We start from the raw sequence: 26,138 nt of genomic DNA, 5'->3' as shown, positions 1-26,138 counted from the left end.
GTGAAAGATAAATTTATTGAGAACTTAGAAAAAAAAGTATTAAATTTTATTAACACTGAGTCCCTCATTAATGAGAGGGACTCTATTCTTATATGTATTTCAGGAGGAAGTGATTCTTTTGCATTAGCTGAAGTAATTAGCACTCTCTCACCTCATTATAATTCTAATATTCATCTTTTATATGTTGATCATCATGTAAGACAAAATACAGAAGAAGAAAAGTCGTTAATAAAGGAATACGCAGATAGGAAAAATATTCCTTTTACTATTTTAAATATATATCCTGATAATCTTACAGAAAAAACCTTAAGAGAAAAAAGATACAAAATAATAGAAGAATTTGCTCAAAAAAATGGATTTACCAGAATAGCTCTTGGACATACCTTAGATGATAATATAGAGACAATACTTATGAATTTCCTAAGAGGATATGGGCTTGAAGGACTTATTGGTATACCCCCAAAGAGAGATAAAATAATAAGACCAATTTTGGTTCTTACCAAAAAAGAAACGGCAGAGTATTGTAACAAAAAAGAAATAAAGTACAAAGAAGATTTTACAAATTATTTACCAATTACTCTAAGAAATAGAGTAAGATATCAATTAATTCCATTTTTAAGAGATATCATAGAACAATTTCCTCAAAGTTTAATGAATCAAAAAATAATACTAAATTGGGATCAAGAATTAATAAAAAACATATCAAAGGAGTATTCGAAAAAATACATAAAAAGTAATATGGATGGTTTTGAAGTAAATTACAATGACTGGAACAATATTCCAGACGCAATAAAAGTAAGGATTTTAAAAAATATATTTAATAATATGGGTGAGATTATCACAATTGAAGGTTTAATATATTTAATGAATAAACTTTCCAAAATAAGAAAAACAGGTAATATAGCTACAATGAATACTATTAAAATATATAAACACGAGAATACTGTCTATTTTATCAAGAAAACCTTGGAAGAAAACTACGAATATACATTACCTATCCCTGGTTCTTTAAAGCTTCCATCAGGTTACGAAATTATTACTGAAATAATTGAAGATAATAAAGAGTCTATAAATTTTAATGATCTTTGGCATGTATATTTTGACTATGATAAAATAGAAGTAGATAAATTAAAAGTTAGAAACTGGAGAGAAGGAGATAAAATTAAACCATTTGGTCTAAAAGGTAAATCCAAAAAGCTTCAAGATCTCTTTATTGATAAAAAAATTCCTAAATGGAAAAGACTTGAAATTCCAATTATTTTTTGGGAAAATGAAATTTTGTGGGTAGTAGGAATAGCAAGAAGTAACATAGCGCCTATTACCGAAAATACAAAAAGAATATTACATATAATGGCAAAGAAGGAGGTTTAAATAATTGAACTTTAAAAATATAATCTCAAGATTAATAATTATTTTCTTTATAGGCTTTCTTGTTTTTACATTCCTTAATCCCAATATACTTGATAACTCTGCAAAGGAAAGAGTGATTCCATATTCAGAATTTATAAAATCTGTAGAAAACAAGGAAGTATTTAAAGTAGAAATTGGAGAAAAAGAGATCAATGGTCTATTTCGAGATGGATCAAGATTTAAAACCTATTCACCAACTCAGGATGCTAACTTAATTCCTACTTTAATTAAAAATGATGTTGTGGTAGAAGTAAAACCACCAGATAACACTTCATTATGGATAAGTTTCATCTTAGGATTTGCTCCTTATCTTATACTTATATTTTTCTTTTGGATGATGTTTCGTCAAGTACAAGGAAGTAATAGTCAAGCCTTTTCTTTTGGAAGAAGCAGAGCAAGATTATTCTTAGATAATAAGCCTAAAGTAACCTTTGCTGATGTTGCTGGCGTAGAAGAGGCAAAACAAGAATTAAGAGAAGTGGTAGACTTTTTAAAGAATCCCCAAAAATATAGAAGACTCGGAGCTAAAATTCCAAGAGGAATATTACTAGTAGGACCTCCAGGCACTGGAAAAACTCTTTTAGCAAGAGCTGTTGCAGGAGAAGCAAATGTACCTTTCTTCTCTATAAGTGGATCAGAATTTGTAGAGATGTTTGTAGGTGTAGGAGCAGCAAGAGTTAGAGATCTATTTACTCAAGCCAAAAAATTAAGTCCATCTATAGTTTTCATTGACGAATTAGATGCAGTAGGAAGACATCGTGGGGCAGGGCTTGGTGGAGGCCATGATGAAAGAGAACAAACATTAAACCAGCTTTTAGTTGAGATGGATGGGTTTGATGAGAATACTAACGTGATTGTACTTGCTGCCACTAATAGACCTGATATCTTAGATCCAGCATTATTGAGACCAGGAAGATTTGATAGGCGTGTGATTGTAGATAGACCAGATTTTGAAGGAAGAAAAAAGATATTAGAGGTACATCTGAGAGGAAAACCAATTGGTAAAGATGTTAATATAGATATAATTGCCAAAAGCACACCAGGCTTTGTAGGTGCAGATCTTGCAAATCTTGTAAATGAAGCTGCCATTTTAGCTGCAAGAAAAAATAAAAATGAGATAAATATGGAGGAATTTGAAGAAGCAATAGAGAAAGTAATTGCTGGACCAGAGAAAAAAAATAGAATACTAAGACCCCAAGAAAAGGAATTAGTAGCTTTTCATGAGCTTGGACATGCTTTAGTAGCAAAATTAATTCCTGAAGCAACTCCTGTACACAAAGTTACCATAATCCCAAGAGGACTTGCTTTAGGTTATACCTTACAACTTCCTGAAGAAGACAGATATTTACTCTCTAAAAAAGAATTAGAAGCTGAAATAACAGTACTTCTTGGAGGGAGAGCAGCAGAAGAACTTATTTTTGGCCAACCAACATCAGGAGCTGCAGATGATTTAAGAAGAGCTACAGAACTTGCAAGGAAAATGGTATGTGAATATGGTATGAGTGAGAAATTAAGAAATCTTACCCTTGGAGAAAATCATTCTGAAGTATTCCTTGGAAAAGATCTGATGCAGATCAAAAATTATAGCGAGGACACTGCAAAAATAATAGATGAAGAAATAAAAAATATAGTAGACAAAGCTTATAATAGAGCATTATCATTATTAAAAGATCATGAAAATGTATTAAAAGAATTATCTAAGATATTAATAGAGAAAGAAACTCTTGATGGTAGTGAAATTGATAAATTCCTACAAAAAAAATAAAGAAACAGAGGGAATATTATAGTTTCCCTCTGTTTCCTTTAATTTCCTTTTGTTTATTTTTCAATTCTTGGACCCTATAAAGAATCTGCCAATCCTTAGGATCCTTTTCTCTAAATTTTTCTATCTCTAATTTTGCTTCTTCAAGCTTCCCAGTTTTTATTAAAAGTTCTATTAAATTATCCAGAGCTGCACTATTTTCAGGGTCCTTATTTAACACTTCTCTAAATAAATTTTCTGCTTCTTCATAATTGCCCTTCAAAAACTCTACCCAGGCTAAACCTCTTAAGTATTCGTAGTTATCAGGATCTAACTTTAGCGCAATCTCAAAATATTCCCTTGCCCTGCTTAGATCCCCGCTTCCTATCATTATAAATCCCATATAGTAATAATTAAATGAATCCTTTGAATTAGACTCCATGTTTTCTAAAATAAGTTTCTCTGCTTTATCAAAATCTTTAATCCAAAAATAAAGATCAGCAAGCGTTAATCTCAACCAATATAAAAGATTTTCATCCACCACTTCATTATAAAGGGTTTCATATAAGGTAATAGCTTTATAAAGTTTACCCCTCTGTTTTAGATCATCCGCCTTAATAAGAATTTCATCTACTCTTAAACTCATAGTTAATTAAGTATAATATAATCATAAGAAAAATTAAAGCTGGAGGAAATAATGATTTTAATAGTAAATCTAAATCCCAGTTTGGATGTTATATTCTATACAGAAAAATTTTTAAAAAATAAAGTTAATAGATCTAAGAGAGAATATATTATGCCAGGTGGAAAAGGTATAAATGTAGCCAAAACCCTAAAAATCTTCAATGAAAAATTAAAAGTTCTTGGCTTTTGTGGCGGAAGCACAGGAATAATCCTTAAAGAGGAATTAAAGAAAAGAGATATTGATTTCAATTTTGTAGAAATAGAAAATAATACAAGACTAGCTATAGGAATAAAGAATCTATATAAAAAAGAGCTTACAATTCTAAATGGTGCAGGGTCAGAAATTCCAGACTATAAAATAGAAGAATTTTTTAAGATATATAGAATCATTATTAAAGATGCAGATACCTTGATAGTTTCAGGAAGTATTCCACCTAATATTCCATATGATATATATTTTAAAATATTTAAAGAAGCAGAAAGAATTAATATAATCAGAGTATTAGATGCTAAAGGAAAAGAATTTATAGAAGCCCTTAAAGCCCAACCTGACATAATAAAACCAAATAAAGAGGAAATGGAAGATATTTTGAATAAAACCATCAAATCAAAAAGAGATATTATAAGAGCCTTTAAGTTTATTGAAAAATTCCAAATAAAATACCCAATAATTTCTCTTGGAAAAAAGGGGGCTGTAATATCTATAGATAGCAAACTATATCATTCCTTTTTACCACCAATAGATGGAATACACTGGGGAGCTGGAGATGCATTTCTTGCAGGTTTTATTTATGGTTTAAGAAAAACTAATGATCCACTATATTCATTGAAAATTGCCTGTGCTACAGGTTATGTAAAAGTCAAAAAAGAAGAACTTAATATGAACGATAAAGAAGAAATTTTAAAATATGTAGAAAGAGTAAGTGTTAAAGAAATAAAATAATACCTCTTGACCTTTTAGCATAATTATGCTAATTTTATGGAAAAATTTAGGAGAGTGGCGAAAATGGGGAAGAGAAATTTCTCTAAAAGAGCATTCTACAGAACTTCCGATGCTATGTCAAAATTTGTTTTAGCTCAAGACCCAGAAACTATTTCTTTCGCTGGTGGTCTGCCTGATAATAATCTCTTTCCTGTTGAAGAATTAAAACATGCATATGATGAGGTTTTAAGAACGGAAGGAAACCTTGCCTTTCAATATACATCAACTTGTGGAGATATAAAACTAAGAGAATTAGTAGGTAAAAATCTTTTCAAGAGATGGAATAAGACAATCCCTGCAGACAATATAGTACTTACTGAAGGCTCTCAACAAGCACTTGATCTCTTAGGAAAGTTATTTCTTGATGATGGTGATATAGCACTAATTGAAGAACCAGGTTATTTAGGTACTATTCAAGCTTGGAGTATGTACTCTGATAATCTAATAGGGATACCTCAAGATGAATATGGAATTGATATAGACTACTTGGAAGAAAAACTAAAAGAGCTGAAAGATTCTGTTAAAGTTCTTTATGTGGTACCAGATTTTTCAAATCCTGCTGGGACATGCCTTGAAATTAAGAGAAGATTGAAACTAGTAGAACTATCTGAAAAATATAATTTTTACATAGTAGAAGATTTAGCCTATAGTCTTCTTTCCTATGATCATGAAACATATCCTCCATTAATTACTTTCTCTGATAGCCACAAAATCATAACTATAGGGAGCTTCTCAAAAATACTTTCTCCAGGACTTAGAACTGGATTCATAATTGCACCAAGGGAAATTACTCAAATGATTATACGGCTTAAAGAAGGCACAGATTTATGTTCTGGTACTTTAAATCAAAAATTAATATATCAATTTTATAGGTTAGGATATTTAGAAAAACATATTGAAAAATTAAAAGTTGCATATAGAACTAAAAGAGACTCACTGAATAAAGCCTTGGATGAAAAATTTAAAGACATTGCAAAGTGGAATTTTCCACAAGGGGGTTTCTTCTTTTTCCTTGTTTTTCCTGAATGGGTAGATGCATATAAGCTTGCAGAAACTGCTTTAGAACAAAAAACCAGTTTTGTCCCTGGAGAAGAATTTTTCGTCTCTAAAAGAGGGAAAAATACTGCAAGAATATCATTTTCACAAGTATCTCCAGAAAAAATGGCAGAGGGAATAAAAAGACTTTATATTGCATGGGAATTATATAAGGAAAAAGAAGAAGTTTTTCTATGATATGGGATTTAGTTATAGTTGGTGGAGGTCCTGTAGGAAGTTACGCTGGATATTTATCAGCAAAAAATAATATAAAAACTCTAATCTTAGAAGAACATGACAAAATAGGAGAACCAATACACTGTCTTGGAAAATTAAGTGTCCATGCTTTTGAGGAATTTCATCTACCTAAGGAAACTATAGTGAATAATCTAAAAGGTGGATACTTTTTTTCTCCTTCGGGAGAATATTTAAAACTTAAAAAGGATTACGCTGATTCCTTTATCTTGGATAGATTTTTATTTGATAAAACAATTGCAGAAAAAGCAGAAAAAAGTGGCTGTTCTTACTCATTCAATTCAAAAGCAATAGGAGTAAATCATTATGAAAATCACTCTACCTTGATAGTAGAAGAAAAAGGTAAAACAAAATATATTGACACGAAGGTTATATTAGTAGCAGAAGGTGCCAAAAGACAATTTCTTAGAAAGATAGGACTTAAAATAAGACCTTACTTAGTATCTTTACAATATGAGATTTCAGGATTAAATCCATTAGATAGAGAATGCGTAGAAGTTTATCTTGGAAGTACTTATTCACAAGGTTTTTTTCTTTGGATTTCACCATTTAAAAACATAGCCAAATTGGGTGTTGCTGTAAATCCTTCATATAATCCTAAAGTATTCCTTGATAATTTTATAAGGAATAAATTAAAGGAAAGATCTGAAAAAATATATATAGAAAAAGCTTATGGGGGAATAATTCCTATTTTTGGACCTTATGAGGAATTTATTCCTCCAAATATCTTAATAGCTGGAGATGCTGCAGGTTACAATAAATCAACAACAGGTGGTGGTATATACTTTGGATTAAAAGGTGCTGAAATAGCAGTTAATCAAATAAAAAAATATCTTGAAGATTATAATAAAGCATATTTATCAGATTATCCAAAATTAACCCATAGATCCTTTGGAAAAGAATTAACTTTTACAAAAGTTGCTAGAAAGTTTCTAAATTCCTTAAGTGACGATGATTTTAATCTAATATGGTCAGTTTTAAAAGAAAATGATAAAATTGTAAAGACAATGGAAAAATATGGTGATACCGCTTATCAAACATCTATTATAAAAATATTCCCTAATCTCATTACCTCAAAAAGTTTTGTTAAATTATTGCCATTAACAAAAACACTCATAAAATCTCTTTTATAAATAAAAAAAGGGTGGGGATAATTGTCCCCACCCACTGATTCTATTTTTTAGAATGTAATTGTTGTTCCAAAGTTTACACTATCTGGATATGGGTTACTTGTAAATGCTGGTAAGTTAGTTTTTTCAACACCAAGTGTAAGATTTACATTATCTACTGGAACATAGCTTATTCCAAGACTTAATTTAGATACATTATTACTTCCAGAATTGTTAGTAACTGATCCAGATAATGTTAATCTCTCACTAACCTTATATGAACCAAATACTGTTACTGTTACTGTATTCATATTAATATTTGAGAGATCAGCCATATCAATTGATACACCAGCATCAAAGCCTTTCATCAATGTTGTACTTACTTTTGCATATGCTCCAAATTTATTATCAACATACTTAGCTTGTAAAGTTACAAATGTGTCTTTTATTAATCCATCAAGGGATACACCAGCAAGACCTGCAAAAGATGCATCATCATAGTAGGCATCTGCAAACACTGTTACCCCTTGTGAAACAGGCATACTTATATCTGCTCCAACTGGACCAAAATCATATGCCCCACTGCTTATGCTTAACATTCCATATACATTCCAATTTATATTACCCATACTTCCAGAAACTTTTCCACCTACAGCATCATTACCTACACCTACAGAAACTTTTACTCCTGCAACATTTACACATGCAGATAATGGTGCACTAAATCCTACCAAACCATAGTTATCCAGAGCAAAGTATCCAGAATTGTTATATGTCAAAACAAGTTTATCGATGCCAAAATCTAAATTGTTTAAAGTTAGCCCTACTTTACTTATAGATACAGGTGTTGTAGATATGGTCTTATTTACAAAGTCCCATGTTGCCCCAAATGTTAATGTTAATGTGAATGGTTTTACACCTTTGTTCTCAAGATCAGCCACTTTGCTCTCTAAGTCAGAAAGTCTATTTATTGCTTCGTCAAGTCTTGTAGAAACCCCATCATTCAATACATAGAGATCGTCAACACTGGTAGACAATGCATCTATACTGGAATTAATGTTGTCTAAGGATGCCATTAATTCATCTACTCTTGCATTAACATCATCAATTTGAGATTGTAAATCGGATGCAAGAGTATTCAAATCTTCCATGGCTACCGCAAGATCAGAAACCTTAGCATCTAATTCTGTAATAAAGCTCTTGATATCTTCTAATTCAGCAGGAACTTCAATACCAGGTATTGCTTCAACCATTCTTATTATTTCATCCAATTTATCTTTTAATGCTAATACTTCTTCTACTTTATCAGAAAGATCTACAAGATTAGCATTAACTTCATCTATAGTGCCCATTAAATCAGATATTGCAGAGTCAAAATCATCAAGTCTTGTCTCTACTGCGGATACTCTATCCTCAAGATCTGATACTCTACCAGTTAATTCCTCAACATCTGGTACGGAAATCTCAGCTATCTTCTCCTCTATCATTGCTTGCACTTCATCAAGAGATGGCTTATCTACTAATGCTGTCTCTACATCTGCTAATCTGCTGTCAAGATCAGTCACAAACCCCTCAAGATCTGATACTCTACCAGTTAATTCCTCAACATCTGGTACGGAAATCTCAGCTATCTTCTCCTCTATCATTGCTTGCACTTCATCAAGAGATGGCTTATCTACTAATGCTGTCTCTACATCTGCTAATCTGCTGTCAAGATCAGTCACAAACCCCTCAAGATCTGATACTCTACTTTCAAGATCTCCAATTTTCTCTTCCACTTTTGCACTAACAACCTCTTCTAATCTATCTCCAACTACAGCTTCAATCTGCTCTGGAGTAACTTCTACTTTTTCAATAGATAATACAGCTTCTTGTATCATTGCTTCTACATCTTGAACACTTACCTTCTCTTGCACTGCTGACTCAAGATCTGATATTCTACTCTCTACGTCATCAAGTCTTGAAACAACATCAGAAAGTGCTTCTTGTATCATTGCTTCTACATCTTGAACACTTACCTTCTCTTGCACTGCTGACTCAAGATCTGACACCCTTGTATCAAGATCTTGCAATGCTGACATCAAATCTTCAACATTAGCTCCAATAAGATTTAATTCATCTTGAAGCTGACTTACAAGATCTTTTAGATCTTCAACATCTGCTGTAGGTAATGCAATTTTTCCAGCTTGTAAAGCTTGAATTAATTTATAAAGTAATACTGCAACCTGATACCTTGTAACGTAAAGATCACCACCAAAAGTATCTGGTCTTATACCTGAAATAATCCCCAAATCTGTTAGATACTTTACTGCAGACGCTGCCCAGTGATTACTTGGAACATCTTTAAAATTTGCTGTTTGAGCAAAAGAAACACTTAAAAGTAAAAACAATGTGAGTAATACTGCTAATAACCTCCTACTCATACAACCCTCCCATCATATAATATTTTAGAGAGAGCTTCTTCTATCCCAAGAGGGATAGAAAGCTTCCTCTCTAATTTTCCTAAATCACTCCATAAAAATCTAAATATCATGGTTAAATGGGGTTTCCTCACCACCTCCCTTTCCAAAAAAGCTTCAAATAAGATTATACTTCTTACTAAGAAATATGTCAACCTGACAAGGGAATATTCTAAAACTTCATAGATAAGAAAAGAAAATGTTTTTATACTCTTTCAAGTTTCTTTCTTATATTTTTCTATTAAGAAATGTGTATAATCAGGCACTAATCTTTTGTACTCTCTATCCATAAGAGGTGAGGAAATCAAAAAATCAGCTGTAGATCTATTTGATGCTATAGGAATATTCCATACAACTGCTATCCTCAAAAGAGCTTTAACATCAGGATCATGAGGCAATGGCTCTAAAGGGTCCCAGAAAAATATAAGAAAATCAATTTCACCTTCTGCAATTTTTGCTCCAATTTGCTGATCACCCCCTAAAGGTCCACTAAAAAATCTTATAATCTTTAAACCCAGTTCTCTCTCCAAAATCTCACCAGTCGTTCCTGTAGCATATAATATATGTTTTGATAATGTTCCTTGATTAAATCTTGCCCATTCTAATAATTCATGTTTCTTATTATCATGGGCAATTAGGGCTATCCTTTTTTGAATTCCAATAGGTATCTCTTTATAACCCATTAAAAAAGTTCCTCCCTTCTATTTATAAGATCGTGGATCAAATATATCTCTTAATGCATCTCTAAACAAATTAAAAGCAAGAACAAGAAACATTATAGCAAGATCAGGAAAAACTACAGTCCATGGTGCTGACGTTAAATATTGTCTTGATTCACTTAACATAGCACCCCACTCTGGAATAGGTAGCCTTGCCCTTAATCCTAGAAAAGAAAGACCTGCAGCTTCTAATATAGCGGAAGCTATTCCTAAGGTAGCCTGCACAATAATTGGAGCTAATACATTAGGAAGAATATGTCTAACAATTATCCTAATTTCTCTTACTCCTAAGGCCTTTGCAGAATTTATATAGTCTTTCTCTTTTATAGAAAGAGTTGTTGCTCTAACTACTCTTGCAAATTGTGGAATTGAAACAATACCTTCAGCTATCATTACATTTTCAAGTTTTGGACATAAAAATTGCCACAATACCAATAGCAAGAAGGATAGTTGGAAAAGCAAGCATTATATCTATAATTCTCATAATCAGAATATCCCACCATCCCTCCAAAATAACCATAAGAAGCCCCTAAAATTGTTCCAAAAATTAAAGCTAATGATACAGACACAAAACCCTATGGTAAGAGATATTCTTGTTCCATATATAATCCTACTAAAAATATCTCTCCCAGCATAATCAGCACCTAATAGATGCTCCCATGAGGGTGGTTGCAATTTTTCTAATAAATTTTGAGCAATTGGATCGAATTTTGTAATATATGGAGCAAAAACAGCCGTAATAATATAAATAAGTAATATTAAACCTCCTATTATTCCTGTTTTATGCTTTTTAAATTTTATTAAAGATCTTTTCTAAAAACCACGATTATAATTCCTTTCCAAAAACATTCCTTCCTATTCATATCTAATCCTTGGATCTATAAATGCATATAAAATGTCAACAATAAGATTTATAAATACAAACAAGAAAGAAGACAATAAAATACAACCTTGAATCAAGGGATAATCCCTTGACATTATTGCATCATAAACTAACCTTCCCATGCCTGGCCATGAAAAAATCGTCTCTGTCATTATTGCTCCTCCAAGAAGGAAACCAAATTCAAGCCCTATTATAGTTATTATTGGAATTAAAGCATTTCTTAAAGCAGATTTCATGATTATCTTCTTCTTAGGCAAACCTTTTGCATATTCAGCTAATATATATTCATGGTTTAAGACTTCTAACATACTTGATCTTGTCATTCTTGCAATTGTTGCCATAGGAACAGTGGATAAAGCAAAACCTGGAAGGACTAGATGATATAACTTTTTAACTTACTCCTCCTTATAGTTTATAAACCATTATAAAACCTTTAAGATACCAAGAACTATTATAAACAATTATTAATATTTGTCAATTACAATCTCAAAGAATCCCTATATATAACTTGAGCAGGAATTAGTACCCTCTTTTGAGTTATATTCTTGCCATGATTAATATCAATAATAATGTTTAAAATCTCTCTGACTATCTTCTCCACATCCCATTTAAAAGTAGTTAATGAAGGCTTTATTTCGGTAGAGAGAGAAATATTATCACAACCTATTATACCAATTTCTTTACCAATATTTAATCTCTTCTCTTTTAACCTTTGTATTAAACCAATTCCCATCCAATCATTTGCAGTAAAAATACCTATAGGCTCTCTAATTTTATTGTATATACTATAAATTTCATCGCCAATCATATACCCTGATGTATAATTCATTTTTGATTCTATAACCCTATAATTTATTCTAGTAGAATTTTTCACTCTATCTAAAAACCCAATTTTTCTAAGATAAGATGCGGTATATCTTCCTGGCCCTGCTAAATGTATTAAAAATAAATATCCAGACTTAATTAGAATTTCAGCAGCCATCCATCCTATCCTATAATCATCTACAGAAACTTGTATAATCTCGTCATGATTCATATACTGTTCTATGGTCAAAATATACTTATAACTTCTCTTAACTTTTTCTATTAATTCATCATTTAAAAGACCTATCATAACGATAGGGATATCTTTATTTTTTTTACTTTCATTAGTAAGACTTTCTACATTTACAAAAAGGATCTTAAAACCATTAAGAGTAAAAATATTAGTTAGCTCCACAAAAAACCTTGCATAAAAAGGATCATCGCTTTTTATGTCAGGAGAGGATAAAATATGCACAATTTTATCTCGAGTCTTAGGTACAATATATGTGCCTTTCCCTTGAAATTGAATAAGTAATCCATAATCAATTAACTCTTTTATTACAGAACGTATAGTAGTACGACTAACCTGAAAAGTTTCAGAGAGGTCTCTTTCTGAGGGTATTTTTACATAATCATACCCTCTATTCTCTTCTATCAGTTTTAATATTTCTTCTTTAACTTTTTCTTTAACTAATGGTTTAAACTTCATTTTTAAACACAATACCATTTAAATACCACTTTAAATATAAAGGTATCATATTAGAAAAAAAAGTCAATTATTTTTAAGATTGACTATGTGTAAGTTTAAATTTAATATCTTAACTAACTACAAACATATTTAAAGGGGTGACAAAATATGAGAGCTTTTAAAAAAGCTAACACCCAGAACAATGAAATAATAATTATCAATCTGGATCCTGAAGAATTTCTCATTGAAAGTATAGTTGATTATCTTAAAAACAATAATATTAAAAATGCTTGCGTGATTAGTGGAATTGGCACCTTAAAAAAATTAACATATCATCGTGTTCTTTCCACATCCATTTATCCCGAAAACGAATATCTATCTTTAGAAGGACCTTTTGAACTATCTTCTCTTCAAGGAATGATAATAAACTATGAACCACATCTCCATTTCGTAGCTTCAGACTTAAAAAATACATATTCAGGCCATATTGAGTTTAATTCTCAAGTATTGTATCTAGCAGAAATTGTCTTATTAACATTGAATAACTTTTCTCTTAAAAGAAGACTCAATGAAAAAAATATAAACATTATCGAGGAGGAATAACCAAAATGGTTTTCAATGATAAAGAAAATCAAGAACTTTTGAAACTTTTTGAGGGATTAAGAGTGGCAGATGTAAGAGATGGACTTGATTATCTTTTGTTACATCATAATTATAGTATTCCCTATACTATAAAACCTCTATTTCGTACAAGAATTGTTGGTATTGCAAAAACTGTTAGATATCTTCCTTATAAAGGAGAAATACCCAGAATGTCACCAAAAGAATATGCTGAATGGATGGGTTATTATTATAACAATATATGTACATATCCCTGGTTAGATACAATTAAAAAAGGAGATTTTATAGTAATAGATCAAAGTTGTGTAGACGCAGGATTAATGGGATCAAACAACTCTCTATTAGGTTTCACTAAAGGAGTAGTTGGATATTTAACCAACGGAGGTCCAAGAGATTCTGATGAATTAATATTACAAAAGATTCCTTTTTGGTGTAAATTTATATCTCAGAAAACAGTAATTGGAAGGTTGCAGTTTGATGCAATGAATATTCCTGTTAATATAGAAGGCGTAATTGTTAATCTAGGTGATATTGTAGTAGCAGATGGGGATGGAGTAGTCATAGTACCCCGTGAAAAAGCTTTTGAGGTAGCTATGTATGCCAGAAAAGAATTAGAAATGGATAAAGAGGGAAGAAGAAAACTATATGACATAATGGGCTGGAACTATGATGAAACAGTAAAATAAAGAGGGAGGAGAGAAATCTCCTCCCTCTTTATCTATTTTACTATTACATCACTTGAAAATTTTCTTTTCTCAGTTATTACTTTTGTCTCTTTAATCTGGAAATTACCTTTAAGTTTGATATCTTCAGATGAAGACCCAATCATTACCTCAAAATTTCCTCTTTCTACCACAAACCTCATAAACTCATCATAGAAAGCAAGTTGCTCAGGATACAAAATAAACTTAACTGTTTTTTCCTCTCCAGGATTTAAATAGATTTTTTTGAATCCCTTCAATTCTTTAACTGGCCTTTCCAAGCTTGCTATTTCATCATGTATATAAAGTTGTACAACTTCTTCTCCAGCTAGTTTTCCTACATTTTTTATTTTAAAAGTTATTTCAACAGGTTCTAAGGAATTAACTATCTGAGGTTTTATTTCTAAATTGGAATATTCAAAATTTGTATAAGACAGACCATGACCAAAAGGATATAGTGCTTTAGCTTTAGCATCAACATAATCAGTAAAGGCAGAAGGCTTTCTATTATAATATACCGGTATTTGACCTGTTACAGTTGGAAAAGATATGGGAAGTTTTCCTGAAGGATTGTAATCACCAAATATAACATCTGCTACTGCACTTCCTCCTTCTTCTCCTGGATACCAAGCAGTTAAAATAGCATCCATATTTTCATCTTCCCATCTCAAAGCTAATGGTCTTCCATGGATAAGAACAAGTATAATAGGTTTACCTAAATTCTTAAGCTCTTTAAGTAATTTTCTTTGGATCTCAGGAAGTTCTAATTCTGATCTATCATTACCTTCACCAGATATACCTCTATGGAAAAGACCACTCTCTTCTCCCATAACAGCAATTATAACTTCTGACTTCTTAGCTTCTTCTAAGGCATTTCTTATATCTTCATCAGAACCATTTACTACATTACATCCTTTAGCGTAATGAATTTCTGTGTTCTTAGAAACTTTATTTTTTATTCCCTCAAGTATACTTACTGTTGGTACAGCACATACTTCTTCTATCTTTTGGCCTTCTAATGTTTCAGAAACAGATGGAATATGTACAGTATAACTATAATCACCATGTAGATTTCTTGGATTATCAGCATTAGGACCTATAACTGCAATAGATTTTATATCTTTTGGAAGAGGAAGAATTCCATTATTCTTAAGTAAGACAATTGATCTTCTAGCAACATCTCTTGCCAGTTCACGATGTTCAGGAAGATCAAAAGTTTCATATACTTTCTTAGGCTCTTTCTCTTCTTCTTCGAATAAGCCTAAAAGGAATTTTGCTCTCAATACTCTCTCCACAGAAGTATCTATAACTTCCTCTGAAATTAATCCTTCTTTTACTGCTTGAATGAGAGGTTCACCATAACAATCAATTTCAGGTAATTCAATATCAATTCCTGCTTCCAAAGCTAAAATTGCAGCTTCTTTAGCATCCTTTGCCACTCTATGAAAATTTTCTAACATCCTAATAGCAACATAATCAGAAACCACAAACCCTTTAAAGCCCCATTCCCATCTTAATATTTTAGTTAACAAAAATTTAGATGAAGCACAAGGTACTCCATCAATTTCATGGTATGCATTCATTAAAGAACCAGCTTGAGCCTCTTTTACAGCCACTTCAAATGGGAAAAGAAACACTTCTCTAAGTTCTCTCTCTCCTATCTTAGCTGGTCCTAAATTTCTTGCACCCTCAGAAATACCATAAGCAGTAAAATGCTTAATTGTAGCAACTATTCCTTCTTTCCAGTCCTCACCTTGAAGTCCTTTCACGTAAGCTGAAGCCATTCTTGAAACCAGATACGGGTCCTCTCCAAAAGTTTCTTCTGTTCTTCCCCATCTTGGATCTCTTGGGATATCAAGAACTGGAGCTAATCCTTGGTGAACGCCTACAGCCCTCATTTGTTGCCTAATAACATCGGTAACCTTCTGAATAAGATCTGGTTCAAAGGTGCTTGCCATACCAATCGCTTGTGGAAAAGTAGTAGCACCCTTTGCTAAATATCCGCTAAGACATTCCTCATGAATAATGGCAGGAATTCCAAGTCTTGTTTTTTCTTTAAGAAACTTTTGAATCTTGTTTCTCAAAATAACTGCTTTCTCAGGTTCTACACCCTTATCACCAGCCAATCTTGTAATTTGACCTATCCCATATTTCAAATATTTTTGAGCTTTTTCCTCAGAAAATTCCCCATCATCATCTACTAAATTTTTAGCAAATACTGCTTGCAATTGTGCAATCTTCTCTTCGAGAGTCATCTTTTTAATTAATTCTTTAACCTTTTTACTTAACTCTTTTTCTTCCATTATAATACCTCCTTATAAGCAAACGTTTTTATCTTAAATTATAAACTAATAGGATAAAAAAATCAAAAAAGAATTACTAATTAAAATAATATATGTTATTATTATTTAAGACTACTTTGTTATGGAGGTAACTATGGATAAGAACATAATAAAATTTAAAGTGGTAACAGACACTACGTCTGATATACCTACTGAGATAGGAAAAGGGCTTAATATTAATATAATTCCTTACTATATTCATATGGATGGAAAATCTTATGAAGAAAATGTTGATATTCAGCCTGAAGATGTTTGGGAATATCTAAAAAAGGCTCCAGAAAATAACCTTCCTAAAACAGCATGTCCTGGTGTAGGAGAATATTACGAAGCATTTAAAAAAATCTTAGAAGATGGCCTTTCTGTTTTAAGCATACATTTAACATCATGGGGAAGCGGTGCTTTTCAATCAGCCAGTACAGCAAAATCTATACTAAAAGAGGAAAATCCAAATTATGAAATAGAAGTTATAGATTCTAAAAGTGTTTCATTAGGAACTGGGTTTATGGCTATAGAAGCTGCTCGAGCTGCATTAAAAGGATTATCTCTAAAAGAAGTAGTAGAACATATCCAAAAAATAAGAGATAACTTATTTCATGCTTTTACTAATGAAACACTAAAATATCTTGCAGCTGGTGGAAGAATAGGTAAAGCAAAGTATCTTTTAGCTGAAATATTAAATATCAATCCCATAATATCAATTGACAAAGAGGGAGTTCTTTTTGCTTTAGATAAAGCCAGAGGAAGGCTTAATGCTTATCAAAAAATTATATCTCATATGCACGATTTTTTTAAAGAAAAAATCAGTTTGAATATAGGATTACTTCATGCAAATGCATGGGAAGAGGTACAGAAATTAAAAGAAGAAATTGCTAAACATTTTGAAATAAAAGAAGTAATTATTAATAAACTATCAGCGGCTCTAAGTGTTCATTCTGGACCTGGCACTGTAGGTGTAATTGCCTATCCATCATCCCTTTCCATAGAGTAAATTTGACAAAAACCATAATTTAATTTAAAATTATCGGCAAGGTATTACCTTCGGGGCAGGGTGAGGGAAGAGATAAAGCTCTTCCCAATTCCCGACCGGCAGTGATGGTATCTCTACAAGAGATACCTAAGCCTGCGAGCAAGCCTTTTGGCTTGCAGACCTGGTGAGAATCCAGGGCCGACGGTATAGTCCGGATGGGAGAAGGTAATTTATTTATTTGTAAAAGGAGCCCTGGGGGTAAATACCCCTAGGGCTTTTTTAATTCAAAAAAAGGAGGTTGATAGCATGACCACTAAAAAGCTTACAACAATTTCTATCTTAACAGCCTTATCTATCATCTTATCAATAACAATCTATTTCCCCATTCTCCCCCAAGCCCCCTATTTATTGTATGATCCAGGAGATATTCCCTTATTATTAATAGCTTTGTATTATGGTATTTCGGAGGGTATTCTTACAACTCTTATTGTGGCAATTTTGATGGCCATATTCACAGGCCAAGGTGGACCTATAGGAGCTCTTATGCATTTTATAGCCACAGGCACCTTAATAACAGTAGCTGGCATATTATACAGAAAAACAAAAAATAAAATTCTATCTCTATTTTTTGGAACAATAAGTATGGCTATAACAATGGCAATTGCAAATTTAATACTCACTCCCATCTACTTAGGAGTACCAAGAAGTAGTATTATTCCATTAATTATTCCAGTGATAATTCCATTTAATTTAATTAAGGCTGGTGTCAATTCAATTATTGCTTATCTTATTTCCTCCATAAATACATTAACTAATTATCTATTGGAGAAGAAGGACTAGAAATGAACAAAGCTAAGAGTATAAGAAAAGCTCCAATAAACTGAATAAAAGATAATGATTCTTTTAATATAAAAAAGGCAAAAACAGTAGCAAAAACTGGTTCTAAGTTATATATTAAGGCTGATTTCGTAGGAGTAAGGTACTTTTGACCTATAAGTTGAAGTGTCAGAGTTAAAGAAGTAGCAATAGTACCTAAGTAAAAAACAGGAAGAAAAGATATAAAAATATTTTTTAAAGGGAGACTTCCTGGTTCAAAAAAAATATGGAACAATAATGCTAAAATCGCTGTTAAAAAGAGTTCAGAAAAAGCAAGATCTAAAACTTCTTTTTTATGAACTACATATGCAATATAGACAATCTGGATAGCATAGAGTAATGCGCAAATAAAAACCAGGAAGTCTCCCCAATTTACATAACCAATTTGCTTAAAATCGACAGTAAGCATAGTTAATCCTAAAAAGCCTATAAAAACCGAAAACCATAATCTAACACCAATTTTACTTCCCAAAAATATTCTTTCAAAAAATGGTACCATTAAAACAGAAAGCCCAGTTATAAAAGCACCTTTAGTGGCAGTTGTAGATCTTAATCCAAAAGTTTGAAAAGCTATAGCTGAAAAATTAATAATTCCTAAAATTGATCCTGCCCAATTTATTGTTAAAGGATCCCTTTGAGCTATGAAATAAATACTTAAAGATAGACTTCCCAAAAAGAATCTTGCAGATAAAAGAAAAAAGGGAGTAAGATATTTTAAAGATATCTTCATCAAAGAAAATGTACTTCCCCATATTAATGTTACAAAAACTAAAATTAATGTACCTTTAAATTCCAATTTTCTTATCATACAGCAGAATTATATCACAATGATTTACAAAAAAGCATATCTGGGTTAAGATATGATAAAAGGTCAATCAAAAGAGGTGAATTATCATGATGGTTGAGGTTTATATAGCAGGGCTAAGTTTAGATCCTCAAACCAATCAGTTTGTTGTTCTTTTAAGAGAAAAGCCAGAAGGGAAAAGATTCCTCCCAATATGGATAGGTCCTTTTGAAGCAAATGCTATTGCTATTGCTTTGGAAAAAATAGATATAGGGAGACCTCTTACCCATGACCTTCTAAAAAATATAATTGAATCTTTAAATGCAAAGGTAGATAAAGTTTATATACACTCCCTAAAAGAAAATACTTTTTATGCGACCATCTTCTTAAATGTAAGCGATAAAATATTAGAAATCGACTCCAGACCTTCTGATGCTATGGCTCTTGCTTTAAGAACTCAATCTCCCATTTATGTAGATTCTCAGGTATTGGAAGAAGCTGGTTTCGTAGAGGAATATAATGCAGAAGAAGAATTAACAAAACTATTACGAGATTTAAATCCTGAAGAATTCAAAAAACAATAAGAAGGAGGTTATATACTAATGCCATTCTCTCTCATTAGTGTTTATGACAAGACTGGAATTGAGAACCTTTGCTTTGAACTAATTAACCATGGATATCAGATTATTGCAACTTCTTCTACTGCTAAATATCTAAGGGAGAAAGGATTTAAAGTAAAAGAAGTATCTGAATATACAGGTTTCAAAGAATTAATTGGTGGAAGAGTTAAGACCCTTCATCCCAAAATATTTGCAGGAGTTTTGGCTAGAAGAGATAAAAAAGAAGACATAGAAGATATACAGAAAGAAAACATCCCTTTAATAGATATTGTTGTTTGCAACCTTTATCCTTTTGCAAAAGTTATTTCTAAAAAAGATGTATCTTTAGAAGAAGCATTAGAAAACATTGATATTGGAGGTGTAAGCCTTTTAAGAGCAGCTGCAAAGAACTTTCCATATGTTCTTGTAGTCCCATCCCCTGAAGATTACGAGAAAGTAATTCAATATTTAAGAGAAAATAGGAATGATATTGAATTTAGAAGAGAGATGGCTATTAAAGCCTTTTCTATTACCTCCATATATGATCAAACTATATCCTCCTATTTATCTAAAGAATTTTATGAAAATATAAATCTTAATTTAAGCAAGAAAATAGATTTAAGGTATGGAGAAAATCCTCAACAAAAAGCAGGATTTTATACTTTACCTTATCAAGAAACACCTTTTGAGAAACTTCAAGGAAAAGAATTATCCTATAATAATCTCTTAGATATGGATTCAGCTTGGAATTTAGTTAAAGAATTTACAGAGCCCACCGTAGCAATTATCAAGCACAACAATCCTTGCGGTGTAGCTTCTGACAATAACCCCACTAAAGCCTTTTTAAAAGCCCTGGAAAGTGATCCTGTATCAGCATATGGTGGAATTATAGCATGTAATTTTATTTTAGATGAAAATACAGCAAAAGAGATAACAAAATCTTTCTTTGAGATTGTAGTAGTACCAGGTATTACAGAAGAAGCTAAAAATATTCTTTCTGCTAAAAAGAACTTAAGAGTTTTAATATATAAAGAAAATATCCCAGAGAATCCTTTTGAGATAAGATCTTTAAGGAGAGGATTCTTAATTCAAATCTTCAATAATGTACTGATGAATAACTATGAAGTAAAAACATCTATAAAACCTGATGAAAATGATATAGAAGAATTACTTTTTGCTTTAAAAATTGTAAAACATGTTAAATCAAATGCTATTGTGGTTAGTAAAAACAAACAAACCTTAGGAATTGGAGCTGGACAAATGAATAGAGTGAATTCAGTAAAAATAGCACTAGAACAAGCAGGAGAAAAAGCAAAAGGAGCTTATCTTGCATCTGACGCCTTCTTTCCTTTTCCAGATTCCATAACTCTTGCAGCCCAATACGGAATAAAGGCTGTAATTCAACCATCAGGGTCCATAAGAGATGAGGAAGTAATAAAAGAAGCAGAGAAAAATAGAATCATATTAGTCATGATAGATACCAGACATTTTAGACATTGAACCAAATAGAAGAGATTTTTAAAATTCTTTTTGATAGATATGGTCCTCAACATTGGTGGCCTGCTGAAACTCCCTTTGAAGTAATAGTAGGAGCTATTCTTACTCAGGCCACAAGTTGGAATAATGTGGAAAAGGCAATTAGTAATTTAAAAAAACATAATCTCCTTGATCCTTATAGTATTTACAACATCTCTGAAAAGGATTTGTCAAATTTTATTAAACCATGTGGATTTTACAAAATAAAAGCAAAAAGACTTAAAAGTTTTATAGAGTTTTTCATTAATAAATTTGAAGGGAACATATCCAAGATGAACATTTATCCCACATCATATTTAAGAAAAGAACTTTTAAACATAAATGGTATAGGTATGGAAACCGCAGATTCCATTTTATTATATGCATTAAATAGACCTGTTTTTGTAATTGACAACTATAACAAAAGATTATTTCACTGCCTTGGACTTTTTGACTACAAATTACCTTATGAGAAATGGCAACAAATTTTTCACAACTCTTTATTCCCAATTTACCAACTATATCAAGAATATCACGCATTGATTATAGAACATGGTAAAAGAAAATGTAGAAGATGCAATGATAAATGTTTTCTTAAAAAGACTTTATATTTAAACCCTACTTTTGGATAAAAGCTTTTTCTAAAGGTTCCTTTTTTATTTCTCTTATGGATAATTCTTTCATTACTTTTATAAAAATTGTTTCTACATAACTATCAGGAATATCACCCACGAGAAGATAGTATTTATTATCTTTCTTCCAAACTATAGATTTCCACAGAATATTAGATGCAAAAAATACCTGAGTATCATCAATAATAATAAGCTGTCCAGTAGGTCTAAAAGGAATATTGCCCTCAAAAAGGGATAAATCAGAAACTCCATCTGAATACTTATAATAATGGGTTATTTTATCATTATCTTCTAATATAGAATAAAATTTAATAAGCATATATCCTAAAGGAAGCTCAAAAGGTACTTTTGCATTATTAATTTTTTCCTCGACTAATTTACTCTCCTCTATTTTCGTATTCTTATTTCTTATAAAGTCAAGATTAAAAAAATTCTCAGAGAACTTAGGATTAAAATTGATCTCTATAAACATCGTTCTTCCCACAATTTTTCCATTACTATTATACTTATCCGTTCTCAAAGATATATATTTTTCACTATCTATCCACATTTTACTTATGAGTTTCTTAGTATATTTAGAAACGAATAGAATAACATATACCCTCCTGCCTAAAAATACCTCTTCATTTTCTATAGTAACAATATAATTTTTCCTTATTAATTTTATTTGTCTTTCTATCTCATCTTTAGTTCTTATGATAAAAGATGAAGGAGAAATTCTTACCACATTAATTTTAGGGTCAAAATCATATTGATATCTTCCATTATCTATAACTACTCTACCCAAAAGAAAGGGTGGTGATAAATAATCTTTTCTAAAAAGATAATTACCATTAGAATAAACCTTAGCAATACTTGTTTTCTCAAAATTAGGATCATCAAATAATATAGAAACCTCTATGCCTGAAAATGGTACTATACCATTATTTTTTTCATAATTTCTAATAATTTCGAAAGGATCTTCAGCAAAAACAGTTGTAATGTAAAAGAGGCTTATAAACAGTACAAATATCCTTTTCATTACTCATTTTCCACTATACTGATAAAGTACAAGATCGACCAAAGTATTTTCATTTATTGAAGTACTCATTTTTCCGTGAAAGTTATAATAACTATATATGTTTTTATCAAAACTCTGAGATTTAAAATAATTCTGTGCAAGAAAGATAATTGCACCGAAGAAAGCAATAAAACCAAGAATTAAAAGGAATTTTCTGAACGGGTTCTTTAAAAATTCATCTTTCTCTAAGGTATATTTTACCCAGATTTTATCTGACAATTCTTCGTAAGGTTCAATTTCAGGAAGTTCATGGATTAATTTCACTATTTTCTCCATCATTTCTAATTCCCTTCTACAATCAGGACAAGTTAAAAGATGAGCTTCAAACTCTCTCCTTTTATCTGGAGAGATTTCACCATCAATATATGACGATATCAATCTTTTGGCCTCTTTACATTGCATAATTTACGTCTTCCTTTAATAGTTTCTCTTTCAATTCTTTTCTCGCTCTAAAGAGTCTTGATTCTACAGTACCAACAGGACAATTTAGTATTTTAGCTATCTCCTCATATGACAATCCTTCATATTCCCTAAGTATTAAAACTTCCTGATATTCCTTAGGAAGCTCCTTTATTAATCTACGTACTTTACTTTTCATATCTTCCTTTTCTACCGTATCTAAAGGATCCTTTGTATCTCCAGCTATTATACTTCCAAATGTATTATCATCTTCTTCATTTATTGAATTATCTAAGGAATATACTTCTTTATTTTTTCTTCTATAATCATAAGCAATATTAATCGTTATTCTATAGAGCCATGTAGAAAACTTTGAATCTCCTCTAAAACTATTAATACTTTTAAAGGCCTTTATAAATACCTCTTGTACAAGATCCTCTAAATCTGGAATATTTCCAAGTTGAAGATAAAGAATATTCAAGATTTTCTTTTCGTATCTTTTTACAAGGATAGAGAAGGCCTCTCTATCTCCACTTTTGATATAAGAGAGAAGAGCATGATCAGATAACTTGCCCTTTTCCTCCTCAGAAAGGGAGGAAAAGGGCTTTAATTCACTATCAGATATAGTTTTCTTTCCCTTAATCACACTAACTAATTCTCTATACATAATTTTTCCTTCCCTTCAGATCAAAATTTAGGAGCCTTTCTATTATATATCATTAACAAGTATCTTAATCTTACCACATCCCCTTTATCTAAAACATTGCTTATCTCTTTCCACATTTCTTTCTTCGTATCCTTTTCTTTTATCCTTAGTTCTCTAATCTCTTTTTTCAATTGTTCTAATTTTTCCTTATCTTGACTTCCAAAAGCTCTTGCTTGTAAAGTCTTTTCTCTTATTTGTAATCTTAATTCCTTTAAAGCATCAAGATACTTATCAAAAATAGCCTTAACTTTTACCTTCTGTTCTTCTTTAAGCTTTAAACTCTTATCAAGGAAAGACAGTAAATTCTTCTTCCATTCTTCATATATCTTGTTATTCAAAATTTTTAATTCATTAATCTTTTGCTGTAATCTTTCAGAATCAATCTTTTCTTCTCTTAAAAGCAACTGGATCTCAGCTTGTATTCTATTTCTTTCTCTTAAAAGATTCTTTAAATCTTGAGAAATAAGAACTCCCAGCCCAAAGGTATATCTGTTTCTGTCTAATATCATAACTTTTTCTCTATAAAGCATCGGACCTTTATGATTTGGAGTAGCAAAAATAATATTTGAAATAAGGGAAAGTATTATTAAGATTCCTACAACATACTTTAGTCTTTTCATATTCTCACCCCTTTCCCAATATCTTTTCACATAATTTATGACGAAAATTACTGTTTTTTATTCCCAATTTTTAGCTCTTCTAACAGCCTCTTTCCATTTCTTTAAAAGCTCTCTCCTTTTCTCCTCTGAGAGACAGGGTTCAAAAATTTTCTCTTCTCTCCATAAATGCTTGAGTTCATCAGTACTTTTCCATAAACCTATTCCAAGACCTGCCAAAAATGCTGCACCTAAGGATGTGGTTTCAGTAATAAGAGGTCTTATAACTCTTATATTAGAAATATCAGACTGAAATTGCATAAGAAAATTATTAGCAGAAGCACCACCATCAACTCTTAACTCTCTAATTTTTATACCAGTCTCTTCACTCATGAGTTCTAAAACATCTTGGGTTTGATATGCTATAGCTTCTAAAGCTGCTCTTATAATGTGTTCTTTCTGAGTTCCACGGGTTATTCCTATAATTAGCCCCCTCGCAAACATATCCCAGTGAGGCGCTCCCAGCCCTACAAATGCAGGTACGAAAAACACTCCTCCGTTGTCATCAACACTCTTTGCAAGAATTTCGCTTTCTGAAGAATTCTTTATAATTCCTAAATTATCCCTAAGCCATTGTATTACTGCCCCTGCAATAAAAACACTACCTTCTAAGGCATAGTAGATATCATCTCCTAACCCATAAGCTATAGTAGTAATAAGACCCTGAGACGAATATTTAATATTTTTGCCCGTATTCAGTAAAATAAAACAACCAGTACCATATGTATTTTTTACTATGCCTTCTTCAAAACCACATTGCCCAAAAAGGGCAGCTTGTTGGTCTCCTGCATCCCCAGATATGGGAATCTCAAAATTGTCAATAATATGGCATGTCCCATATACACAACTTGAAGGGAGAACCTTAGGCATCATAACTCTCGGAATATTCATTATCTCTAAGAGCTCATCATCCCAATCTAAGGTTTTTAAGTTAAAAAGCATAGTTCTTGAAGCATTAGAATAATCTGTAACGTGGACTTTACCTCCCGTAAGATTCCATATTAACCAAGTATCCACTGTACCAAAAAGGAGCTTACCTTCTTCAGCCTTTCTTCTTGCGTTAGGTATATTGTCTAATATCCATTTAATCTTGGGCCCTGAAAAGTATGCATCAATTACAAGACCAGTTTTCTCCTTTATTAATTCAGAAAGACCTTCTTTCTTTAATTCTTCACAATAATTTGCTGTTCTTCTACACTGCCAAACAATTGCATTGTATATCGGTTCTCCTGTTTCTTTATCCCACACAATAGTTGTTTCTCTCTGATTAGTAACTCCTATAGCAGAAATCTCTTTTGGTGATATTCCTGATTTATAAACAGCCTCTATCATTACTTCTTTTTGAGAATTCCAAATATCCCAAGGATTATGCTCTACCCATCCTGGTCTTGGGAAAATTTGAGGAAATTCTTTTTGGGCCACACTAATAATATTACCTAAGGAATCAAAAACTATAGCTCTTGAGCTCGTAGTTCCCTGATCTAATGCAAGAATATACATATTTACCTCCC

At 31.5% G+C, this 26,138-nt stretch carries 26 protein-coding genes, 1 pseudogene and 1 riboswitch; of the genes and pseudogenes, 12 read left to right on the top strand and 15 right to left on the bottom strand.

Annotated features, from left to right (window positions below):
• Both tilS and ftsH read left to right on the top strand, forming a co-directional pair.
• Positions 1-1,371, top strand: a complete 1,371-nt coding sequence (gene tilS, locus ACY3JJ_RS04590) for a tRNA lysidine(34) synthetase TilS (RefSeq protein WP_463091017.1) — start codon at positions 1-3, stop codon at positions 1,369-1,371.
• A gap of 4 nt (positions 1,372-1,375) precedes the next feature.
• Entirely contained in the window at positions 1,376-3,175 is a 1,800-nt protein-coding gene (ftsH, locus tag ACY3JJ_RS04585) for an ATP-dependent zinc metalloprotease FtsH (protein ID WP_463091016.1), read from the top strand.
• Between the two features lie 16 nt (positions 3,176-3,191).
• On the opposite strand, the gene ACY3JJ_RS04580 is transcribed toward ftsH, so the two are convergent.
• Positions 3,192-3,797: a tetratricopeptide repeat protein gene (locus tag ACY3JJ_RS04580; RefSeq protein WP_463091015.1), complete on the bottom strand. Its 606-nt coding sequence runs from the start codon at positions 3,795-3,797 to the stop codon at positions 3,192-3,194.
• 51 nt (positions 3,798-3,848) lie between these two features.
• On the opposite strand from ACY3JJ_RS04580, the gene ACY3JJ_RS04575 reads away from it, so the two are divergent.
• From ACY3JJ_RS04575 to ACY3JJ_RS04565, 3 genes are all read left to right on the top strand, one after another.
• The gene (locus tag ACY3JJ_RS04575) at positions 3,849-4,778 is read left to right on the top strand and encodes a 1-phosphofructokinase family hexose kinase (protein WP_463091014.1); all 930 of its coding nucleotides are present in this window, start codon (positions 3,849-3,851) and stop codon (positions 4,776-4,778) included.
• A 63-nt stretch (positions 4,779-4,841) separates the two neighbouring features.
• Entirely contained in the window at positions 4,842-6,050 is a 1,209-nt protein-coding gene (locus ACY3JJ_RS04570; protein ID WP_463091013.1) for an aminotransferase-like domain-containing protein, read from the top strand.
• Complete coding sequence (locus ACY3JJ_RS04565) at positions 6,047-7,240, top strand: geranylgeranyl reductase family protein (protein WP_463091012.1); 1,194 nt, start codon at positions 6,047-6,049, stop codon at positions 7,238-7,240. The genes ACY3JJ_RS04570 and ACY3JJ_RS04565 overlap by 4 nt, the downstream gene beginning before the upstream one ends.
• Before the next feature lie 47 nt (positions 7,241-7,287).
• Here the strand turns inward: ACY3JJ_RS04565 and ACY3JJ_RS04560 are convergent, their stop codons facing one another.
• The 7 genes and pseudogenes from ACY3JJ_RS04560 to ACY3JJ_RS04530 form a co-directional block, all read right to left on the bottom strand.
• On the bottom strand, positions 7,288-9,639 hold the full coding sequence (locus ACY3JJ_RS04560; protein WP_463091011.1) for an S-layer homology domain-containing protein: 2,352 nt from the start codon (positions 9,637-9,639) through the stop codon (positions 7,288-7,290).
• Positions 9,636-9,770 (bottom strand): hypothetical protein, encoded by a 135-nt coding sequence (locus ACY3JJ_RS04555; protein WP_463091010.1) that lies wholly within the window; start codon positions 9,768-9,770, stop codon positions 9,636-9,638. The genes ACY3JJ_RS04560 and ACY3JJ_RS04555 overlap by 4 nt, the downstream gene beginning before the upstream one ends.
• 120 nt (positions 9,771-9,890) lie before the next feature.
• Positions 9,891-10,358, bottom strand: a complete 468-nt coding sequence (locus ACY3JJ_RS04550) for a methylglyoxal synthase (RefSeq protein ID WP_463091009.1) — start codon at positions 10,356-10,358, stop codon at positions 9,891-9,893.
• A gap of 18 nt (positions 10,359-10,376) precedes the next feature.
• Entirely contained in the window at positions 10,377-10,787 is a 411-nt protein-coding gene (locus ACY3JJ_RS04545; RefSeq protein WP_463091008.1) for an ABC transporter permease, read from the bottom strand.
• A gap of 93 nt (positions 10,788-10,880) precedes the next feature.
• Positions 10,881-11,195, bottom strand: a complete 315-nt coding sequence (locus tag ACY3JJ_RS04540; RefSeq protein ID WP_463092584.1) for a hypothetical protein — start codon at positions 11,193-11,195, stop codon at positions 10,881-10,883.
• A gap of 54 nt (positions 11,196-11,249) precedes the next feature.
• Positions 11,250-11,663 (bottom strand): annotated as a pseudogene (locus tag ACY3JJ_RS04535) (ABC transporter permease); the annotation flags it as partial.
• Positions 11,664-11,755: 92 nt separating this feature from the next.
• Positions 11,756-12,790, bottom strand: a complete 1,035-nt coding sequence (locus ACY3JJ_RS04530; RefSeq protein WP_463091007.1) for a substrate-binding domain-containing protein — start codon at positions 12,788-12,790, stop codon at positions 11,756-11,758.
• 147 nt (positions 12,791-12,937) lie between these two features.
• Here ACY3JJ_RS04530 and ACY3JJ_RS04525 point away from each other — a divergent pair, with 147 nt between their 5' ends.
• Complete coding sequence (locus tag ACY3JJ_RS04525; RefSeq protein WP_463091006.1) at positions 12,938-13,372, top strand: PPC domain-containing DNA-binding protein; 435 nt, start codon at positions 12,938-12,940, stop codon at positions 13,370-13,372.
• A gap of 5 nt (positions 13,373-13,377) precedes the next feature.
• Positions 13,378-14,076 carry an RraA family protein gene (locus ACY3JJ_RS04520; protein ID WP_463091005.1) on the top strand — a complete coding sequence of 233 codons (699 nt, stop codon included), beginning with the start codon at positions 13,378-13,380 and terminating at the stop codon, positions 14,074-14,076.
• Between the two features lie 32 nt (positions 14,077-14,108).
• On the opposite strand, the gene ACY3JJ_RS04515 is transcribed toward ACY3JJ_RS04520, so the two are convergent.
• Positions 14,109-16,394 carry a glycoside hydrolase family 3 N-terminal domain-containing protein gene (locus ACY3JJ_RS04515; RefSeq protein ID WP_463091004.1) on the bottom strand — a complete coding sequence of 762 codons (2,286 nt, stop codon included), beginning with the start codon at positions 16,392-16,394 and terminating at the stop codon, positions 14,109-14,111.
• Between the two features lie 133 nt (positions 16,395-16,527).
• Here ACY3JJ_RS04515 and ACY3JJ_RS04510 point away from each other — a divergent pair, with 133 nt between their 5' ends.
• A complete protein-coding gene (locus ACY3JJ_RS04510) occupies positions 16,528-17,421 on the top strand; it encodes a DegV family protein (protein ID WP_463091003.1) in 894 nt (297 codons plus the stop codon).
• 42 nt (positions 17,422-17,463) lie between these two features.
• Positions 17,464-17,631: riboswitch (FMN riboswitch) on the top strand.
• 75 nt (positions 17,632-17,706) lie between these two features.
• Positions 17,707-18,240 carry an ECF transporter S component gene (locus tag ACY3JJ_RS04505; protein ID WP_463091002.1) on the top strand — a complete coding sequence of 178 codons (534 nt, stop codon included), beginning with the start codon at positions 17,707-17,709 and terminating at the stop codon, positions 18,238-18,240.
• On the opposite strand, the gene ACY3JJ_RS04500 is transcribed toward ACY3JJ_RS04505, so the two are convergent.
• Complete coding sequence (locus tag ACY3JJ_RS04500; protein ID WP_463091001.1) at positions 18,212-19,084, bottom strand: DMT family transporter; 873 nt, start codon at positions 19,082-19,084, stop codon at positions 18,212-18,214. The genes ACY3JJ_RS04505 and ACY3JJ_RS04500 overlap by 29 nt on opposite strands.
• Positions 19,085-19,170: 86 nt before the next feature.
• Between ACY3JJ_RS04500 and ACY3JJ_RS04495 the strand changes: the two genes are divergently transcribed.
• The 3 genes from ACY3JJ_RS04495 to ACY3JJ_RS04485 are packed head-to-tail and all read left to right on the top strand — an operon-like array spanning position 19,171 to position 21,806.
• Positions 19,171-19,644, top strand: coding sequence for a bifunctional nuclease family protein (locus ACY3JJ_RS04495; protein ID WP_463091000.1), 474 nt, complete (start codon positions 19,171-19,173; stop codon positions 19,642-19,644).
• An 18-nt stretch (positions 19,645-19,662) separates the two neighbouring features.
• Complete coding sequence (gene purH / locus ACY3JJ_RS04490) at positions 19,663-21,159, top strand: bifunctional phosphoribosylaminoimidazolecarboxamide formyltransferase/IMP cyclohydrolase (RefSeq protein ID WP_463092570.1); 1,497 nt, start codon at positions 19,663-19,665, stop codon at positions 21,157-21,159.
• The gene (locus ACY3JJ_RS04485; protein WP_463092569.1) at positions 21,156-21,806 is read left to right on the top strand and encodes an endonuclease; all 651 of its coding nucleotides are present in this window, start codon (positions 21,156-21,158) and stop codon (positions 21,804-21,806) included. The genes purH and ACY3JJ_RS04485 overlap by 4 nt, the downstream gene beginning before the upstream one ends.
• Here the strand turns inward: ACY3JJ_RS04485 and ACY3JJ_RS04480 are convergent.
• The 5 genes from ACY3JJ_RS04480 to glpK are packed head-to-tail and all read right to left on the bottom strand — an operon-like array spanning position 21,793 to position 26,127.
• Positions 21,793-22,827, bottom strand: a complete 1,035-nt coding sequence (locus ACY3JJ_RS04480) for a LolA family protein (protein WP_463092568.1) — start codon at positions 22,825-22,827, stop codon at positions 21,793-21,795. The two genes, ACY3JJ_RS04485 and ACY3JJ_RS04480, sit on opposite strands and share 14 nt — an antisense overlap.
• Positions 22,828-22,830: 3 nt before the next feature.
• Positions 22,831-23,268, bottom strand: coding sequence for an anti-sigma factor family protein (locus ACY3JJ_RS04475; RefSeq protein ID WP_463092567.1), 438 nt, complete (start codon positions 23,266-23,268; stop codon positions 22,831-22,833).
• Positions 23,258-23,932 carry an RNA polymerase sigma factor gene (locus ACY3JJ_RS04470; protein ID WP_463092566.1) on the bottom strand — a complete coding sequence of 225 codons (675 nt, stop codon included), beginning with the start codon at positions 23,930-23,932 and terminating at the stop codon, positions 23,258-23,260. The genes ACY3JJ_RS04475 and ACY3JJ_RS04470 overlap by 11 nt, the downstream gene beginning before the upstream one ends.
• A 20-nt stretch (positions 23,933-23,952) precedes the next feature.
• Positions 23,953-24,591, bottom strand: coding sequence for a hypothetical protein (locus ACY3JJ_RS04465; RefSeq protein ID WP_463092565.1), 639 nt, complete (start codon positions 24,589-24,591; stop codon positions 23,953-23,955).
• Between the two features lie 57 nt (positions 24,592-24,648).
• On the bottom strand, positions 24,649-26,127 hold the full coding sequence (gene glpK, locus ACY3JJ_RS04460; protein ID WP_463092564.1) for a glycerol kinase GlpK: 1,479 nt from the start codon (positions 26,125-26,127) through the stop codon (positions 24,649-24,651).
• Positions 26,128-26,138: the final 11 nt, after the last annotated feature.

Source organism: Dictyoglomus sp. DH (assembly GCF_055181375.1).
Note: the sequence above shows the minus strand (reverse complement) of the source record. Positions and strands in the feature narration are given on the sequence as shown.